This is a genomic window from Nocardia sp. NPDC004573 (assembly GCF_053602135.1).
Genome location: NZ_JBSGDA010000014.1, coordinates 67,381 through 85,243, shown reverse-complemented (window position 1 = coordinate 85,243; position 17,863 = coordinate 67,381). Strand labels below are relative to the sequence as shown.

General features: G+C 69.6%; 19 protein-coding genes. 4 read left to right on the top strand and 15 right to left on the bottom strand.

Annotated elements, in window-relative coordinates; translation table 11 throughout:
- Positions 1-42 precede the first annotated feature (42 nt).
- The 13 genes from ACWEKR_RS21890 to ftsH all read right to left on the bottom strand — a co-directional run bounded on the left by ACWEKR_RS21890 (position 43) and on the right by ftsH (position 11,286).
- The gene (locus ACWEKR_RS21890; RefSeq protein ID WP_452356122.1) at positions 43-465 is read right to left on the bottom strand and encodes a rhodanese-like domain-containing protein; all 423 of its coding nucleotides are present in this window, start codon (positions 463-465) and stop codon (positions 43-45) included.
- Positions 466-473: 8 nt separating this feature from the next.
- Positions 474-1,082 (bottom strand): cysteine dioxygenase, encoded by a 609-nt coding sequence (locus ACWEKR_RS21885; RefSeq protein WP_452356034.1) that lies wholly within the window; start codon positions 1,080-1,082, stop codon positions 474-476.
- Between the two features lie 181 nt (positions 1,083-1,263).
- A complete protein-coding gene (locus ACWEKR_RS21880; RefSeq protein ID WP_159841920.1) occupies positions 1,264-2,061 on the bottom strand; it encodes a type III pantothenate kinase in 798 nt (265 codons plus the stop codon).
- Between the two features lie 17 nt (positions 2,062-2,078).
- Positions 2,079-2,498, bottom strand: coding sequence for an aspartate 1-decarboxylase (panD, locus tag ACWEKR_RS21875; protein ID WP_040773236.1), 420 nt, complete (start codon positions 2,496-2,498; stop codon positions 2,079-2,081).
- A gap of 13 nt (positions 2,499-2,511) precedes the next feature.
- Complete coding sequence (gene panC, locus ACWEKR_RS21870) at positions 2,512-3,492, bottom strand: pantoate--beta-alanine ligase (protein WP_452356033.1); 981 nt, start codon at positions 3,490-3,492, stop codon at positions 2,512-2,514.
- Positions 3,492-4,436, bottom strand: coding sequence for a Rossmann-like and DUF2520 domain-containing protein (locus ACWEKR_RS21865; protein ID WP_452356032.1), 945 nt, complete (start codon positions 4,434-4,436; stop codon positions 3,492-3,494). Before ACWEKR_RS21865 ends, panC begins: the two co-directional genes overlap by 1 nt.
- A 140-nt stretch (positions 4,437-4,576) precedes the next feature.
- On the bottom strand, positions 4,577-5,533 hold the full coding sequence (locus tag ACWEKR_RS21860) for a DUF6779 domain-containing protein (RefSeq protein WP_452356031.1): 957 nt from the start codon (positions 5,531-5,533) through the stop codon (positions 4,577-4,579).
- Between the two features lie 69 nt (positions 5,534-5,602).
- Positions 5,603-6,073 carry a DUF3180 domain-containing protein gene (locus tag ACWEKR_RS21855; RefSeq protein WP_452356121.1) on the bottom strand — a complete coding sequence of 157 codons (471 nt, stop codon included), beginning with the start codon at positions 6,071-6,073 and terminating at the stop codon, positions 5,603-5,605.
- A gap of 2 nt (positions 6,074-6,075) precedes the next feature.
- The gene (gene folK / locus ACWEKR_RS21850; RefSeq protein ID WP_452356030.1) at positions 6,076-6,612 is read right to left on the bottom strand and encodes a 2-amino-4-hydroxy-6-hydroxymethyldihydropteridine diphosphokinase; all 537 of its coding nucleotides are present in this window, start codon (positions 6,610-6,612) and stop codon (positions 6,076-6,078) included.
- A gap of 58 nt (positions 6,613-6,670) precedes the next feature.
- On the bottom strand, positions 6,671-7,108 hold the full coding sequence (folB, locus tag ACWEKR_RS21845) for a dihydroneopterin aldolase (protein ID WP_452356029.1): 438 nt from the start codon (positions 7,106-7,108) through the stop codon (positions 6,671-6,673).
- A complete protein-coding gene (folP, locus tag ACWEKR_RS21840; protein WP_452356120.1) occupies positions 7,105-7,962 on the bottom strand; it encodes a dihydropteroate synthase in 858 nt (285 codons plus the stop codon). The genes folB and folP overlap by 4 nt, the downstream gene beginning before the upstream one ends.
- 176 nt (positions 7,963-8,138) lie before the next feature.
- Positions 8,139-8,720: a GTP cyclohydrolase I FolE gene (folE, locus tag ACWEKR_RS21835; protein ID WP_452356119.1), complete on the bottom strand. Its 582-nt coding sequence runs from the start codon at positions 8,718-8,720 to the stop codon at positions 8,139-8,141.
- A 178-nt stretch (positions 8,721-8,898) separates the two neighbouring features.
- Positions 8,899-11,286: an ATP-dependent zinc metalloprotease FtsH gene (gene ftsH, locus ACWEKR_RS21830; RefSeq protein WP_452356028.1), complete on the bottom strand. Its 2,388-nt coding sequence runs from the start codon at positions 11,284-11,286 to the stop codon at positions 8,899-8,901.
- 360 nt (positions 11,287-11,646) lie between these two features.
- Between ftsH and ACWEKR_RS21825 the strand changes: the two genes are divergently transcribed.
- Positions 11,647-12,591: a hypothetical protein gene (locus ACWEKR_RS21825; protein WP_195088619.1), complete on the top strand. Its 945-nt coding sequence runs from the start codon at positions 11,647-11,649 to the stop codon at positions 12,589-12,591.
- On the opposite strand, the gene ACWEKR_RS21820 is transcribed toward ACWEKR_RS21825, so the two are convergent.
- The gene (locus ACWEKR_RS21820; protein WP_452356027.1) at positions 12,571-13,404 is read right to left on the bottom strand and encodes a DUF1266 domain-containing protein; all 834 of its coding nucleotides are present in this window, start codon (positions 13,402-13,404) and stop codon (positions 12,571-12,573) included. The two genes, ACWEKR_RS21825 and ACWEKR_RS21820, sit on opposite strands and share 21 nt — an antisense overlap.
- Before the next feature lie 165 nt (positions 13,405-13,569).
- Here ACWEKR_RS21820 and ACWEKR_RS21815 point away from each other — a divergent pair, with 165 nt between their 5' ends.
- Positions 13,570-13,836: a DUF2277 domain-containing protein gene (locus ACWEKR_RS21815; RefSeq protein WP_195088621.1), complete on the top strand. Its 267-nt coding sequence runs from the start codon at positions 13,570-13,572 to the stop codon at positions 13,834-13,836.
- Between the two features lie 15 nt (positions 13,837-13,851).
- Here the strand turns inward: ACWEKR_RS21815 and ACWEKR_RS21810 are convergent, their stop codons facing one another.
- Entirely contained in the window at positions 13,852-15,165 is a 1,314-nt protein-coding gene (locus tag ACWEKR_RS21810; RefSeq protein WP_452356026.1) for a PucR family transcriptional regulator, read from the bottom strand.
- 173 nt (positions 15,166-15,338) lie between these two features.
- Between ACWEKR_RS21810 and ACWEKR_RS21805 the strand changes: the two genes are divergently transcribed.
- Positions 15,339-16,943 carry an aldehyde dehydrogenase family protein gene (locus ACWEKR_RS21805; RefSeq protein ID WP_452356025.1) on the top strand — a complete coding sequence of 535 codons (1,605 nt, stop codon included), beginning with the start codon at positions 15,339-15,341 and terminating at the stop codon, positions 16,941-16,943.
- Positions 16,940-17,773: an SDR family oxidoreductase gene (locus ACWEKR_RS21800; RefSeq protein WP_452356024.1), complete on the top strand. Its 834-nt coding sequence runs from the start codon at positions 16,940-16,942 to the stop codon at positions 17,771-17,773. The genes ACWEKR_RS21805 and ACWEKR_RS21800 overlap by 4 nt, the downstream gene beginning before the upstream one ends.
- The last annotated feature ends 90 nt before the right edge of the window (positions 17,774-17,863 follow it).

Genomic DNA, 17,863 nt, shown 5'->3' with positions numbered 1-17,863 from the left:
TGCGCGACCGGCTATTTCGAGATGGAAGTGTTGACGGCGGAATTACAGCAAGGCGAGCGCGTCGGCCTCCCGCGCGAAGTGCGGCGCCCCGACGGCGACGTTCAACAGCCCGGCCGCCTTCAGCGCCTGGTAGCCGCCCACCAGGTCGGTCGCCCGATGCAGTCCGAGTTGCCGCAACGCGGCGGCGGCCAAGCTGGAGGTATAGCCCTCCGAGCAGACGACGATCCATTCCACGTCGTGATCGGCGGCCAGCGCCAGGCGGGCGGAACTGCTGGGATCCAGCCGCCATTCCAGGACATTGCGCTCGATCACCAGAGCACCCGGCAAGGTGCCCTCCCGTCCGCGCTGGGCCTGCGGCCGGATATCCACCAGAATGGCGCCGCGCTCGATGGCTTCCGGCAATTCGAAGGCATAGATCCGGTCGAGCTGCGCCCGTGCGTTCTCGAGCATCTGATCGATGGTCAAACGGGTCATCACATGTCACCTTCGGGCTGGTCGGTGAGGACGGTTCGAGTGCGCCGCAGGGTGCCGTGACCGGTCACCTCGTAATACGACATGGCGGTGAGGGGCGGCGAATAGGCGTGCACGCTCAGCGTCGGATCGAGCGGGCCCGCGGATTCGGCCGCGCCGGGCGCCGCGGCCGGCGCGCGCATGACGTCGTGCACCCAGCCGATCGGGAACGAGGCCTGGTCACCCGCCGCGAGTGTGCGGCAGCGCAATTCCGTTCCGTTCCATCGGTATTCGGACAGCGCCCCACTGAGCACGGTGAGTGCGCCGAGTGACCCGGCATGGTCGTGGAGCTCGGTCGACTTGCCCGGTGTCCAGCTGATCAGCCAGATGTCCACCTCGTCGTCCGTGAGCAGTCTGGCCGCCCAGCGCTCGTCCGCCGGCCAATTCCCAGCGGCGGGAAGCAGGTGGTCGTACCGTCCGGCCAGCACGTCCTCGGCACCCTCGTCGGTCAGCCGCAGCAGATCGGCGGGGCGCAGCCGGGTGGGTAAGGCGGGTGCCACCGAACGTTCCACCGGCGGGGTGGCCGACAGCGCGGTACGCGCGGAAGAAAGGGGAAGAACAGAAGAACGCATGAGCGAATCTCCAGGAGGAAGGTATCGGTCGAGGGCGGGAACTCAGCCTCGATCGGTCGAGGCGCGTCAGCCTCGACAACACTCCTGGGTGCTCACGTAGAACGTCACGAGAGGGAGTTTAACAGCAGACGACGCGGTGCCGACAACTCCCGGTCCTGCGACGAATCCAACACCGCGCATATCAGACACTTCCCTTGCGCCGCTGGTTGCGTTCGTATACGAGTCGCAGCCCGGTCAGCGTGAGGTGCGGATCGTGATCATCGATCGTTTCCGATTCCGGGACGATCAATGGCGCGGTCGCGCCGGTCGCCACCACCGCGACATCGTCGCCCGCGAAGGCGTCGAACTCGTCGCGAATCCGATCGATCAGGCCGTCCACCAGTCCGGCGAAACCGAACACCGCGCCCGATTGCATGCATTCCATGCTGTTCTTGCCCAGCACCGACCGCGGCCTGGTCAACTCCGCCCGCCGCAGCGCACTGCGCTCCACCAGCGCTTCAGTGGAGATCTCTACCCCGGGCGCGATGATTCCGCCGAGGAACTCGCCCTTCTTCGACACCAGGTCCACACAGATCGCCGTGCCGAAATCGACGACGATCGCGGGCGCGGAATACCGCTGATAAGCCGCCAGGCAATTGACGATGCGGTCGGCGCCCACTTCTTTGGGATTGTCAACCAGCAGCGGAATCCCGGTGCGCACACCGGGTTCCACCAACACGTGCGGAACGTGTCCCCAGTATTGGCTGAGCATCCCGCGCAGTTCGCGCAGCACGGGCGGCACCGTCGAAAGCGCGGAGACGCCGATCACCTCGTCCAGTTGCGCGCCGACCAGCCCGCGCACCTGCATGGCGAATTCGTCGGCGGTCAGCAGCGGATTGGTGTGCATCCGCCAGTGCCGAACCAGTTTCGAATGCGCTCCGGAACCGGAGAACAAACCGAGTTCGATACTCGTGTTGCGGACATCGATGGTCAGCAGCATGTCCGGGTCGCCGCTCCTCAGACGAACGACAGCGAGCGCGGCGAGGTCAGGCCCGAGCCCTCCGGCGCGTGGGCCGGATCGGAACCGAGCTCGACCGGGCGGTTGCGCTCGTCGACGAACACCACCTTCGGGTCGTACTCGGCGATTTCCTGCTCGTTCAGCTGGCCGTATGCGATCAGGATGACGAGATCGCCCGGGTGCACCAGGTGCGCCGCGGCGCCGTTGATCCCGATCACCCCGGAACCCCGCTCACCGGCGATGACGTAGGTCTCCAGGCGGGCCCCGTTGTCGATGTCCACGATGCAGACCTGCTCGCCTTCCAGCAGGTCGGCGGCGTCGAGCAGGTCCTGGTCCACGGTGACCGAGCCGACGTAGTGCAAATCGGCGTGCGTCACGGTGGCACGGTGGATCTTCGACTTCATCATGGTGCGCAGCATCGCGTCGACCTTTCTAGTTCGCGGAAGGAAACGAGGCGGGATCCGACACCGCAGGGACAGGCTGGGAGAAGTCCACGGCGGGCCGCGAACCGGAGACGTTGGGATGGCCGTCGATCGGAGCGCCGAGCGTGACGGCGATGTTGTCGATCAGCCGGGTCGCGCCGACCCGGGCCGCGATCAGCAGTCTGGCGTTGCCCGTAGCCGGGGCGGGACCCAAGGTGGCCGAGCGCAGCTCCAAGTAGTCGAGGTCAACGCCGGTCGCGGCATCGAGTACTCGGCGGGCGGCCGCGAGCACCGCGTCGCCGCCGAGGCCGCCCGCGTGCTTGCCCGCGGACAGCGCGGCCGACAGGGCGAGCGCCGCTTCGCGCTGCACCGGGTCCAGATAGCGGTTGCGCGAGGACAGCGCGAGGCCGTCGGGCTCACGGACGGTCACCACCGGGGTGATCCGGACGTCGAAGTTCAGGTCGCGGACCATCTGCCGGATCAACGTGAGCTGCTGATAGTCCTTCTCGCCGAAGAACGCTTCGGTGGGCCGCGCGATCTGCAGCAGTTTGGCGACCACGGTGAGCATGCCCGCGAAATGCGTCGGGCGGCTGGCCCCCTCCAGTTCCGCGCCCAGCGGACCGGGGTGCACGGTGGTGCGCGGACCGTCCGGGTACATGTCGGCCGTGCTCGGCGCGAACACCAGCTCGACGCCCTCCGCACGCAACAACTCGACGTCGGCGTCCAGCGTGCGCGGGTACTTGTCCAGGTCCTCGTTCGCGCCGAACTGGAGGGGGTTGACGAAGATCGACACGATGACGACCTGGTTGGTCCGCTTGGCCAGCCGGACGATCTCCAAGTGCCCCTCGTGCAGCGCGCCCATGGTCGGCACCAGGGCGACGGTGCGGCCGACGCCGCGCAGGGCGGCGGACACCGCGCCCACCACCGCGGGATCGTGGTGCACGGTCAGCGCGCCGGGGCGGTAGGCGCCGCGCAATTTCGGGTCCAACATCAGCGTCCTTCCAGCAGCTCGATGACAGCGGGCGCGGTTCCGGCCCGCTGGGCCGTGCGCAGCGACAACGCGCGATACGCCTCGGCCAACCTGGCATCGACCGACGCCAACGCGTCCAGATGGGCGGCCACCGCGTCCGCGTCGCCGCGGGCGACCGGACCGGTCAGCGCCGACTGGCCGCGACGCAACGCGTTGTCCAGCGCCGCCGAGGCCAGGGGCGCGAGCAGACGCTCGGCCAAGCCGTTCGGTTGGTCGTCGACCAACTGCTGACCGAGCAGGCCGGGCCCGGACAGCGCGGCGCGCAACCCGGCCACCGCGTCGACGATCACCGTGACCAGGTGATTGCTGCCGTGCGCGAGCGCGGCGTGATAGAGCGGCCGGTTCTGCTCCGGCACGCGGACCGGTTCACCGCCCATCTCGATCACCAGCGACTGCGCGATGGCGTAACCCACCTCGTCGGCCGCGGTGATGCCGAAACACGCGTTGCCCAGCCGAGTCACGTCCTCGTCGTGTCCGGTGAAGGTCATCGCCGGGTGGATGGCCAGCGGAAGGGCGCCCAGCTCGGTCAAGGGGGCGAGTACGCCGACGCCGTTCGCGCCGGAGGTATGCGCCACGATGGTGCCGGGCCGGACCACGCCCGCACCGGCCAGGCCGCGAACCAGACCGGCGAGCTCGGTGTCGGGCACGGCGAGCAGCAGCAGCTCGCTGCGGGCGGCCACCTGTTCGATCGGCAGGATCTCCGAATCGGGCAGCCGGGTGCGGGCACGGCGCACCGAGGCGTCGGAGATCGCGCAGACGCCGAACACCACATGTCCGGCCCGCTCGAGTGCGGCGCCCAATGCCGATCCCACGCGTCCCGCCGAGACGATTCCCACCGTCAGGCGTGCGGGCGCGGGGTCGTAGCCCGAAGCAGCGTTGTCGGAATTCACGCTTCTCGAGGTCAACGTTGTCCTCTCGATGTCGTTCCAGTCCCGCCATGCGGGTACCGGACGGTACGCCAAGAGGATATCGGCAGGCGGTTCACCGCCGCCACGGGGTGCGCGGGTGATCTAGGCCGCAGTGCGGGGCCGGTGCCCGGCCCTCATCAGCGGCGTTCGCGCTCCTCGGACTGCAAGTTGGCCATGATCTCCGCTACCGAGAGCCGGCGCGACGGCGTCTCGTCGTCGCTGTCGGCCCGGCGCCGCCTGCGCGCGCTGGGCGTGCCCATGGCGGGGGCGGAGGCAGGCCGTGGGGCCGGTTCGGGCTTCGGTTGCGGCCGCACGGCGGGCTGGGTCGGCGGATCGTCCAGCGGCTCGTCCACGGCCTCGGTGAAGGCGTCGGCCCAGCCGCGCGGCTCGGCGGAGTGCGCTTGCTCCGCGTCGGCTTGGTCGGCCTCGTCGGCGTCGTCGTCGAGGGAGACGATCGCGGTCTCCGCGGTCACCGGGTCGTCGAAGGGGCTGGCGAAGACCGGCGGCTCGGGATGATCGGGCTCGAAAATCGGCGTCATACTGCTACGCGGTTGCTGGTCGGCGGACATCGACCACATCCCGGCATTCGCGGAGCTATTGTTCCCGGATTCGGCGCCCGAGCTGGTCAGCTCCTGGATCCGGGTGGCGTCGGCGCGCAACGCCGGTCGATCCGTCGGCAGATCGCCGTCGAACAACCGCTGCAGGCTCTGCCGCAGTACGGTGAGTTCCGCGCGCAAGGCCGCGAGTTCGGCCGCGTCGGCTCCCACTTCCTCGCGGACCCGCGCCTCCACGCCGAGCTCGTACTCGCGGCGCGCGGTGATCTCCCGCTCCAGCTGCAACTCGTAGACGGTCTGCAGATCACGCACCTTCGCCTTGTCTATCGTCGCCTCTTTGCGGTACTTCGTCGCAGCCAGAGCGCCGATTGCCGCGGCCCACAGCGCCGCGACCAGACCTACCCGTACGAACTCCACGCTGTTACTGAAGATCAGGAAAACGCTGGCAACCAGACCGAGCACGATGAGGACGCCCACGAACAATTTTCCCGCATCGTCCCGCCGGGTACGGGAAGTGCTGCTACGGGAGGGTGAAACCATGCCAGCCAGGGTAGCCAATAGCTCGAGCCGCGCCCAGATTCCGTCTTGTGATTCCGTTCGTCCGACTAGCTAAGTAGTTGCCGCATCGTCGGTCGGATCCTCCGGCGCCCGGCAGCAGTACTCCAGCCAGAGCGCCGCAGCAACCAAAGCGACCCCCGCCAGCATCCCGACGATCGCGCCGGGGCTGTCGGCGGCAGCCGCGCGCAGCGTGCCGCGCTGGGGGAAGACCCAGCACAGGAAGCCCAGCCAGATGCCAGCGGCGATCGAACCGACCTGCGCGGACGCCTTGGCCAGCGCGACGGCGCGGGCCGCGGTGATCGGATGCAACTGGTGGCGGCCGTCGCCGATCTCGTGGTCGTTGACCCGCGCCCGGATGACGAACGCGAGCACCGCTTCGATGGCGGCCACCGGGTACAACGACGCGCCCGCGAAGATCGAGATCGGCGGGAAGTTGTCGTAGGCCATCCGGGTGGCGATCCACGCGACGATCGCGGCGATCAGCACGTTCGCCACGAGATCGAGGATGCGCGTCGGTTTCAGTTTCACGACGGCGTGCCCGTCAGCGAGAACTCGGTGCGGCGCACTCCCGCGCGCTCGGCCGGATCCAGGCGCGCCAGCAGATCCGCCACGGCGTGCGGTGCGCCGTCGACCTCGAGCACCGCGTCCGGCGCCACGTCCAGCCACGGCGCCAGGACGAAGGCGCGCCGATGCGCCTGCGGGTGCGGCAGCAGCAGATCGGGATCCGCGCTGCGGCACACGACCGGCTCCCCGTCGCGCAACTCGGCGCACCAGACCACGTCCACGTCGAGCGTGCGTGCGCCCCAGCGCACGTCGCGAACTCGTCCCGCGGCCTGTTCCAGCTCCTGGCCGCGCCGCAGCCAGTCGGCGCAGCCGAAGGCCGGATCCTCCACCAGCACAGCGGCGTTCAGGTAGTCCTCCTGCGGGACGCCACCCCACGGTGCGGTGGAGTACACGGCGGAGACGGCCAGCACACGGTGACCGAACCCGTCCAGGACGCTGCGCAGATGCGCGAGCCGGTCACCCAGATTGGAACCGATGGATAGCACGGCACGGGTCATCGGCGCGCCTCCGCGGCGCCCGGCACGGCGGAACAGGCCGTGCCGCAATCCAGCTCGCTCATCCGGCGGGCTCCTCCCGGTGGCGCGAGGTGATCACCCGGACGTCGGCGAACGAGTGTGGAATCGGCGCGGACGGCTTGTGCAGCACCACCTCGACCGATCTGATCCGCGGATCGGTCATCACGTCGTCGGCGATCTCCGACACCACCGTTTCGATGAGGTCGCGCGGCTCGCCTTGGACGATGCGGACGGCACGCTCGGCCAGCGCGCCGTAATCGACCGTCGCCGCGAGATCGTCGGACGCGGCGGCCAGGGCGAAATCCACCCAGACCGTCAGGTCGACGAGGAACTCCTGACCGTCGCGCCGTTCGTGCTCGAACACACCGTGGTGCCCGTAGGCGCGCAAGCCGCGCAGCTCGATGCGGTCGGCGCCGCGCCGGATCGCCGAATCACAGGGCAGTGCATCGTCTTCGGCGTGGACCGGGGACCGGCTCATCGTTGAGCTCCTTGCGCACTGGGTCGGGCGGTGTCGTGCTGTGCTGCGCGCAGCCGTGCGGCATTCTGCCACGCGTCGGTGACCGTGATCGCGTCCAGCGAAGCGCGCACGTCGTGCACGCGCACGCCCCACGCGCCGTGCAGCGCGGCCAGCGCCGAAATGGTCGCGGTGGCCGTCTCCCGGCCGTCCGGTGGACGCGGCCCCGCCTCGTCGGCGAGCAAAGCACCGAGGAAGCGCTTGCGCGAAGCGCCGATGAGGACCGGCAACCCGTGCGCGACCAATTCGGGCAGCGCGCCGAGCAGGGCCCAGTTGTGCTCGGCGTTCTTCGCGAAGCCCAGACCGGGATCGAGGAGCAGCCGGGACGGATCGACGCCCGCGGCGACGGCCATGTCCACCTGCACGCTCAGCTCCGACAGCACCTCCGCGACCACGTCGTCGTAGTGGTCCGCCGGTCCGGTGTGCCGGTAGTCGGCGCCCGCCCGCCAGTGCATGAGAATCCACGGGACCCGCGCGGACGCGACCACCCGCACCATGTCGGCATCGGCGCGCCCGCCGGAGACGTCGTTCACCACCGAGACACCGGCTTCGATCGCCGCGGCGGCGACCGCGGCACGCATGGTGTCCACGCTGGTCGGCACGCCCGCGGCGACCAGTCCGCGGATGACCGGGGTCACCCGCGCGGCCTCGGTCGCCGCGTCGATGCGAACCGCGCCCGGCCTGGTCGACTCACCGCCGACGTCGATGATGTCCGCGCCCGCGGCGTGCAGGCGCACGCCGTGCGCGATGGCCAGTTCGGGATCGAGGTATCGCCCGCCGTCGGAGAACGAATCGCTGGTGACGTTCACGACGCCCATCACCACGCAGGAACGTCCGTCGCGGGCGCGGACGTCGCCGAACCGGCTCGCCCCCGCCGCACGCGTCGGCGCCGATGACCTGTCCGGGGACGCGGTCGCTCCGGCGGCGGTGTCCTCCGTGGTCGCTCCGGTCGGTGCGCGCCCTCGGCTACTCGGTTCGGACACCGCGGGCTCGCTCACTTCCGCAGGATCAGATCGAGCGCCTCGGCGCGGGAGGCGGCGTTGGACTGCAGCAGCCCGCGCACCGCGGAGGTGGTCGTACTGGCGCCCGGCTTGCGAATGCCCCGCATCGCCATGCAGAGGTGCTCGGCCTCGACCACCACGATCGCGCCGCGCGGGTCCAGTTTGCGCATCACCGCGTCGGCGATCTGGCTGGTCAGCCGCTCCTGCACCTGCGGGCGCTTGGCGTACAGGTCGACCAGCCGGGCGAGCTTGGACAGTCCGGTGACCCGGCCGTGCGGACCGGGGATGTAGCCCACATGGGCGACACCGTGGAAGGACACCAGGTGGTGCTCGCAGGTGGAGTACATCGGGATGTCCCGGACCAGCACGAGTTCCTGATGGCCCTCGTCGAACGTCGTGTTGAGCACCGAGTCCGGTTCCACGTACAGCCCGGCGAAGGTCTCCCGGTAGGCCCGCGCGACCCGGGCGGGTGTCTCGCGCAGGCCGGGCCGATCCGGATCCTCCCCGACGGCGATCAACAACTCACGCACCGCTGCCTCGGCCCGTGTCTGGTCGAACGACCTGCCGGTCTCCAACGCGACGAGGCCGGGCGCGGTTACGCCGAGATCGACACCGTCGTAATCAACACTGTCCGCTTCGGCGAGGGTGTGACCACCGCCATGCTCGTTCGGCGACAATCGAGGACACCTCCAAACTCCCGGGGCGCCGGCAATCTCTCGGCACCCCCCGATGGTCGAGCCTAATCGTCACCGATCAGTGACGACCGTTCGGTCCATCCCAATCACCGTTGTCGCCTTCACCGTGCGGATCGACGCGGCGCGGCTCGTCGTAACCACCGCGATCGCCGTACCCGTCCCGGTCGTAACCGCCCTCGGGCGCACCCTGCGGACCCCACTGCTGGTAGCCGTGCCGCGGTTGCTGCGGGTCGCCCCAGCCGGACTGCCCCTGCTGCGGCTCGTCCCGTGGGGGCCAGCCGGGAGCCGACCAGCCGGCCGGAGCGCCGTAGTCGGGCCGCGAACCGTGCGTGCCCTGGCGCGGATAGGCCGGAGCGGGCGCCTGCGGCAGCGGGTAGCCGGGTGCGGGCGGGCGGGCATACTGCGGCGGAGCGCCGTATCCGCTCTCGTGCGGCGGGTAACCGTTGGCGGCCTGCGGCTCACGCTGTGCCGACGCGGCGACCGGCTGTGCCACCGGCTCCGGCGGCCACGACTCGCCGCGCTCGGCGGCAAGCTCGCCCGGAGTCTTCACCGGCGGCTTGTCCGAGGGGACGCGCTCGCCGAAATCGTTGAACGCGGTGATTCGCGGCCGCTTCTGCACCGACGCGAGGATCTGCTCGAGATCCTTGCGGTGCAGGGTCTCCCGCTCCAGCAGTGCGGTGGCCAGATCGTCGAGCACGTCGCGGTACTCGTTGAGGATCGCCCACGCCTCGGTGTGCGCGGCCTCGATGAGGTTACGCACCTCGACGTCGATCGCGCCGGCGACCTCGTGCGAGTACTCCGAGCCCATGCCCATCGAGCGGCCGAGGAACGGGTCGCCTTGCTCCTGCCCGTAGCGGACCGCGCCGAGCCGGGCGCTCATGCCGTACTCGGTGACCATCGCGCGCGCGATCTTGGTGGCCTGGTCGATATCGGAGGACGCGCCGGTGGTCGGCTCGTGGAACACCAGCTCCTCGGCCGCGCGGCCGCCCATGGCCATGACCAGTCGGGCGATCATCTCCGAGCGGGTCATCAGGCCCTTGTCGTCCTCGGGCACCGTCATGGCGTGACCGCCGGTGCGCCCGCGCGCCAGGATGGTGACCTTGTAGACTGGCTCGATGTCCGGCATCGCCCAGGCGGCCAGAGTGTGACCGCCCTCGTGATAGGCCGTGATCTTCTTCTCGTGCTCGCTGATGATCCGGCTCTTGCGGCGCGGACCGCCGATCACCCGGTCGACCGACTCCTCCAGCGATTCACCGGTGATCACCGCGCCGTTCTCGCGGGCGGTAAGCAGTGCGGCCTCGTTGATCACGTTGGCCAGATCGGCGCCGGACATGCCGACGGTGCGCTTGGCCAGGCCGTCCAGATCGGCGTCCGGGGAGATCGGCTTGCCTTGCGAGTGCACCCGCAGGATGGCGCGGCGACCGGCGAGGTCCGGGTTGCCCACCGGGATCTGGCGGTCGAACCGGCCGGGACGCAGCAGGGCCGGGTCCAGAATGTCGGGGCGGTTGGTCGCGGCGATCAAGATGATGCCGGTACGGTCGCCGAAGCCGTCCATCTCGACCAGCAGCTGGTTGAGGGTCTGCTCGCGCTCGTCGTGACCGCCGCCGAGGCCCGCGCCGCGCTGGCGGCCGACCGCGTCGATCTCGTCGACGAAGATGATGCAGGGGCTGTTCTGCTTGGCCTGCTCGAACAGGTCGCGCACCCGGGAGGCGCCGACGCCGACGAACATCTCGACGAAGTCCGAACCCGAGATGGTGAAGAACGGCACACCCGCCTCGCCGGCGACGGCGCGGGCCAGCAAGGTCTTGCCGGTGCCGGGCGGGCCGTAGAGCAGCACACCCTTGGGGATCTTGGCGCCGAGGGCCTGGTAGCGAACCGGGTTCTGCAGGAAGTCCTTGATCTCGTAGAGTTCCTCGACCGCCTCGTCGGCTCCGGCCACGTCGGCGAACGTGGTCTTGGGCATGTCCTTGGACAGCTGTTTGGCCTTCGACTTGCCGAAGCCCATCATGCCGCCGCGGCCGCCGCCCTGCATCCTGGCCATCACGAAGATGAACAGACCGAGCAGGATGACCATCGGCAACACGAACAGCAGGATCTGGGTGAACCAGCTCTCCTGCTTGACGACGGTGTTGTAGGGGGCGCCGGAGTTCTTCACGGCCGAGAAGATCTGGGCGGAGGTCTCGCTGCCGCCCGGATACTTCGCGATGATTCTGTTCTGGCCGCCGGTGGCGTCGTTGCCGTCCTTCAGCTCGATGCGCAGCTGCTGCTCGCGATCATCGATCTGGACGTTCTGCACATTGCTCTTGTTCTCGAGCTGGCTGAGGGCAACCGATGTATCGACGCTCTTCCAGCCCCGCGTGTCGTTGCCGAAGTAGCTGAACGCATAGATCACGAGCAAAATGCCCGAGACTATGGCCAGGGTGCGAAACACAGTCTTGCGGTTCATAGAGCGTCGGCCGGGGCGGCCAGTCCTTTCCGGTGTCTCCGGTTCTTGCCTAGCGATGCGTCTGGCGCGTCCGGTTCCGCGGGGGTTCGGATGCGGACAAGCCACGTTACCGCGTACGGTCTACTCGATACATCGCGCAGTTCGGCTGCAGGTGCAGTTAAAGAGGTAAACGGCCGGGGGCCGACGGTGGTTCCCGATGTCCCCGGTCCGGCTTCCTCCAAGTGGCAACAATCATGGCATGTTCGGCCTATCGTGAGCGACGACACAACCTCGCGGCGCGAGCGACGGGCACGTAGGCGGTAGCTCGCACACCACGAAAAACCCCGGGAGCGCCGCAGACCAGACACGAGCGCAGGGGGTATGGACATAGTCGAGTTACGGACACCCACAGCGATACTGCGACACGGCCGCGGCAGGTTGATCGTCCTGCGGCCCGGCTCCGACGGCGAACGCGTGCTCGATGTCCCGGTCTCCGACCTGCTGAAGGTCCGGCTGAACCGGCGCGCGGACGACGCGGTCGTCATCGAGATCTATCTGCGCTACCCGACGCCTGTGCTCACCGGCGTGCCCGCGGACCGCACCCCCCTTCCGGTCATCATCGCCGAGCACGACGTCCCCGCGGCCACCGAGATCGTCGACCGGATCAACGCGCACATCATGGCCACCCAGCGCATCGACGTGGCGGCGCCGGATCTGCGCCCGCCCGCGCCCACCTGGGGGCGTGGCGGGCCCATTCGCGCGGACGTGGAGCGGGCGACGCGCCGGATGTCGCCGCGCCGCGAGGCGAAGCAGGCGATAGCGGCTCTGCATCGTTACGTGACGCCGGAGGAGTACGTCCTGGAGACCGCCGTGGTGGCCGCGCAGCCGCCCGCGGGCAACGGCTCCGGCTTGCTCGCCGCGACGACGACGCGGCTGCTGTTCATCGCGATCGGCGACGGCCGTTACGCGCACGAACTCCCGATTCCGGTGGTCGTGTGGGCTCGCGTCACCGACACACCCACCGCGGGCCGCGGCGAGATCGGTCCCGGGCGTGGCGCCACCGGCATCGAGGTGCACGACGGCAGCCGGACCCTGCATTTCGCGGGCGCCGACCGCGCCGACACCGAGCGGGTCACCTGCGCGCTGAACTTCGCGGTGCGCCGGGAATCCGCCGACGGCGCCGCGGGCTCCGCCGACCCCGGTGTGGCCCAGTTGTATTCGGAGTGGGAGCTGCTGGTCGAGCGGCACTCCCTGGGCATGGTCGACGACGCGCAGTTCCAGCGCTACGGCCGCGGGATCCTGCGCTCACTCCCCGACGGGAGCTGAGTTCAGCGCGATCCGCCGCCACGGGCTGGTCGGGCGCAGCCACAGCCGCAGCAACTCCTTGCGGCGGTCGACGCCGCCGTTCTTCAGCTCGGCCAGGTCCTCGCAGGCCTGCCAGTAGGTCCAGCCGGTGAGGTAGGCGTCGCCGAACTGACGCCAATTGCGGTACTTGCTCTGCGCCAGCGGCAGGGCGCGCGCCAGATAGCTCCAAGCCACGTCGGCGTCGAGGTACCCGGCGGTGTAGGCCATCCTCGCCACCGCCACCACCCTGGCCAGGTCCCAGGCATGGATGTCGCTGGGCAGCGGCCGGGCCAGGTGATCGGTGAACCCGATCTTGATCGCTTGCGACCAGATGTCGTAGTCGCGCACCAGCGCCTCGGGATTGTCCATCCCCCGGAACGCGCCGACCTGCCGCAGGAACGCCCGGTGCCGATCGGCCCGTTCCCCGAAACGATCGCGCTCGCTGGCGTTGATCGACGCCGTCACCAGCGGATGCACCAATGCGTAGAGCGGGGCGTGCATACCGTCGAGCAGCTGCTCCATCGACGCCTGCGCCTCGGTGCCGTCGGTGATGCCCCACGCGCCGGTGAGCGTGTCGATCGCGAGTTCCCGCCGATCGCCGAGCGGATGGGCGCGTTCCGGACCGAGCAGCAGCGCGTCGTGGAAGGCGTCCCAGCGCGCCGAGTAGAAGGCTCCGAGCGCGAGTGCCCGCAGTTCGTCGTCGGATACCGCGACGCCGGACCAGTGGTCTTCCTCCCGCTCGTCCAGCTCCGCGTACGGAAACGTCGTCAAGGTGGGTACACCGCGCGCAGACATGTCCCGATTGTTCCCCATCCCGCGCGGGCGACGCGCGGGATTCGCCGATGGCCGCCCATGTTCGCCCGCCGCGCGGACCGACGGCGGGTCCGCCGGGTGAATCGATTTCGGTCGCGCTTGCTTCTTGCCCGCACGCATGTCGTGATCTGGAGCTAGTGTTCTCGCATGTGTAGAAACATCACCGTCCTGCGTGGTCTGGAACCTGCCGCAACCGAGCAGGAGATCTATGCCGCCGCACTGCAGTACGTGCGCAAGGTCGGTGGCGTGTCCGGCCTGAGCTCGACCACCAAATCGGCCGTCGACAAGGCCGTCGCGGCCATCGCAGAGGCGACCACCACCTTGCTCGCGGAGTTACCCGATCGCCGGGTGGCGCCGACCACCGAGCCACCGCTGCGCCGGATCGCCGCGCGCGAGGCTGTGGCGGGCGAGTAACCGGCGGCCGCGGGTTCAGGGCAGGGCGTCGGCGCCGTAGACGGCGACGCACACCAGCGCGATCTCCAGCGGCAAGCCGCGCTCTTCGATCGGATATCCCAGCAGTTGTTCGATCCGCTGCACGCGGTAGCGGACCGTGTTCTTGTGTACCCCGAGCACTTTCGCCGTTGCCTCCGGGCTGCGCTGACTGCGCAGATAGGCGTGCAGCGTCTCGCGCAGGCGCGCGGCGTTGGCGTCCCTGGCCGCCAGCGCGCCCAGTTCCCGCTCCACCAACCCCCGCATGGCCGCTTCGTCCGCGCCTGCCAGATAGGCGATCTCCACCGCTCGATACCCGGTGACCCGTAGGCCGCCCGCGGGCGCGCGCTCGGCAACCAGTCGTGCGGCGACCGCCTCACGGTGACTGCGGCGGAAGCCCGCGATCCCCCAGGCGGGCACGCCGAACGCCACCCGCACCGGCGCCTCCACCTGTGCCGCGGCCAGCCGCTCCACTTCGCCCGGCGCCGCGAGTTCGGCGCCGCGTTCCCCGTCGTCCGAGCCCGCCCACGCCCACATGGCACTGGCGCCGGACGGGACGGTGAGCACCCGCGCGCTGCCCAGTGCCGCGGCCAGCCGCGCCGCGACCCGCTCCAGCAAGCCGGTCGCCTCCGCGTCCACGCTCATGGGCTCGCCGGTCGGCTCGTCGGTCCACAGCACGAAGGCGAGGTGCTGCTGGGAGAGCCGATAGCCGAGCCGCAGCGACGCCTGATCGACGTCCACGTCGTCGCCGTCCAGTAAGGCGCGGACGGTCTCGGCTCGCCGGTTGAGCGCGGCGCGCAGCACCTGCTCGCGCTCCTCCATGTAGGTGTCGGTGAGCAGTTCGACCGAGGTGCTGATCCACTTGGTGGCCCGCTCGAACAGCCGCAGCAGGACGACGCGCTCGAGTTCCGGCGTGGTCCGGCGCTGTTCGACGACTTCGGTCATGTAGTCCAGCACGGCCTCCATGCCCACGTGGTACACCCGCAGCAGCAACCGCAGTTCGAAGCCGCGCCGGGCCACGCTGCGCGCGAACGCGTGCGCTTCCTCCGGCAGTGAGAACTCGAAGGCGTCGCTGGCCAGGCGGCTGAGCACGGTCCTGGCGTGCGCCCGGGTGCTGGCCGCGAGGTCGCGGCGCATATCGCGATCGGCGAGTTCGGGAATGCGCGCGATGATCACGTCGTCGAGCCGGGTGACGATCCGCTCCAGCGCCTCGGCGCGCGTGGTCTCGTAGACGTACTCGGCGAGCCAGTCGCGCACCTCGTCCAGCGCCGGGCTCGGCCGGGCCGCGCCGCCCGGCGAAGGGCCAACGGTCATCGCCCTCTCCTTCGGCTCGGCATCCTTTGGTTCGGGGAAACAAATTCGCCTGTTTTCCTTGACAACTTGGGCCAAGAAACTCTGTCCGGATTGTGTCACGATCATAGTTCAGTGGCCTGCCTCACAGCAGTCAGCAGACCGCGGTTCAACAAGACGCCAGTGGGAGAACAGCAGTGACCAACACCGAACCAGCGCCCGCGGCCGAAAAGGCGCGGGCACGCGAAACGACCGCGAAGAAGGACGGCCCCGCCGTCATCGAGGTGCGCAATCCCGGCACGGGCGAGGTCGTCGGCACGGTGCCGGACGAGACCGCGGACGCGGTCGCGGCCAAGGTCCGCGAACTGCGGCTGTACCAGCCGGAGTGGGAGGCACTCGGTCCCGAAGGACGCAAGGTCTGGCTGCTGAGGTTCCAGGACTGGTTGATCGACAACACCGACCGGCTGGCCACCGTACTGCAGTCGGAGACCGCGAAGCCCCGGGTGGACGCCTTGATCGACCCGGGCTTCGCGGCCGACCTGATCGGCTACTACGCGCGCCGCGCGGCCAAGTTCCTCGCCGACGACCATCCGTCGCCGCACAGCCCGCTGGCACGGGTCAAGCGGCTGACCACGGTCTACCGGCCTTACCCGGTGGTCGGCGTCATCACGCCGTGGAATTTCCCGCTGGCGATGCCGGTGATGGACGTGTTCCCCGCGCTGGCCGCCGGAGCGGCCGTGCTGCTCAAACCGTCCGAGGTGACTCCCCTGTCGGCGCTCGAACTGGCGAAGGGCTGGGCCGAGATCGGCGCTCCGCCGGTCCTCGCGGTGGTCACCGGCGCGGGCGCGACCGGAGCGGCCGTGGTGGACAACGCCGACTACATCCAGTTCACCGGCTCGACCGCGACCGGCCGCAAGATCGCCGCCGCCTGCGTGCGGCGGATGGTGCCCTACAGCCTGGAACTCGGCGGCAAGGACCCGGCCATCGTCCTGGCCGACGCCGACCTCGACCGCGCCGCGCACGGCATCGCCTTCGGCGGCATGTTCAACTCCGGCCAGGTCTGCATCTCGGTGGAGCGGGTGTACGTCGAAGCGGCGGTGTACGACGAGTTCGTCGCCAAGCTCACCGCCAACGTCAAGGCGCTGCGCCAAGGCCTCGACGGGCGCGAGTCGAAGTACGACGTGGGCGCACTGGCCAACGAGAACCAGGTGGCCATTGTGCAGCGTCACGTCGAGGAGGCGGTCGCGGCGGGCGCCAAGGTGCTCACCGGCGGCAAGCGGGCCGGATTCGGCACCGCCTTCGAGCCGACCGTGCTGGTGGACGTCGATCACACCATGTCCTGCGTGACCGAAGAGACCTTCGGCCCGACGCTGCCGGTGATGAAGGTGGCCGACGAGTCCGAAGCGATCCGGCTGGCCAACGACTCCGTCTATGGACTGTCCGCCTCGGTGTGGACCGGCGACAAGGAGCGCGGCGAGCGGATCGCCCGGCAGCTGAACGCGGGTGCGGTCAACATCAACGACGTCTTCGCCAACCTGTTCAGTTACGCGTTGCCGATGGGCGGCTGGGGCCTGTCCGGCGTCGGGGCCCGCTGGGGCGGGGCGAACGGCGTGCGCAAGTACTGCCGTCAGCAGGCGATCACCACGCCGATTCTGCCGACCCAGCAGAAGGAACTGTTCTGGTACCCGTACTCGATGCCGAAGCTGCTGTTCGCACTCGGCGCGATGCGCGCGGCGGGCGCCCGCGGTCTGCGCCGCCTCGACCTGCCCGCCCTGCTGAAACTGAAGGGAGACGCCAAGTGACCGATGCGAAGCAGATCCGCGGCAAGGTCGTCGTCATCACCGGCGGCGCGCGCGGCATCGGGCTGGCCACCGCGACCGCGCTGCAGGCACTCGGCGCGCAGATCGCGATCGGCGACATCGACGAGACCACGGTCAAGGAGTCGGGCACGGCGCGCGGCTTCGAGTTGTACGGCAAGCTCGACGTGACCGATCACGACTCGTTCGACGGCTTCCTCGACGAGGTGGAGCGCACCCTCGGCCCGATCGACGTGCTGATCAACAACGCGGGCATCATGCCGACCGGCAAGCTGGTGGACGAGCCGGATCCGCTGACCCGCCGCATCCTGGACATCAATGTCTACGGCGTGATCCTGGGTTCCAAGCTGGCGCTGCGCCGGATGCTGCCGCGCGGCAGCGGGCACATCATCAACATCGCCTCGCTGGCCGGCGAGACCCACATCCCGGGCCTGGCCACCTACAACGCCAGCAAGCACGCGGTGCTCGGATTCACCGACACGCTGCGTGAGGAGTATCGCGGCACCGGCCTGCACTTCTCCTCGGTGCTGCCCACGCTGACCAACACCGAGCTCGGCTCGGGCGTCACCGCGCCCAAGCTGCTGCGCCCCGCCGAGCCGGAGGAGATCGCCGACGCCGTGGCGAACCTGATCGTCGCGCCGAAGTCGAAGGTCAGGGTGACCGCGGTGGCCGGGTTCATCTCCCGGTTCGTCGGCCTGCTGCCGGAAGCGGTCGGGGACAGCATCGGGCGGGCACTCGGCTCCGGCCGCGCCTTCCTCGACGACGTGGACGCCGACAAGCGCAAGGCATACGAGGAGCGCGCCCGCGGCGCGTGAGCTTGGGTACAGGCGGGCGCCGTGGCCGGGATTCGTCTCGGGCGCGGCGCCTCCTCGTGTCCGGGGTAAGTTACGAGCGCCGCACCCAGG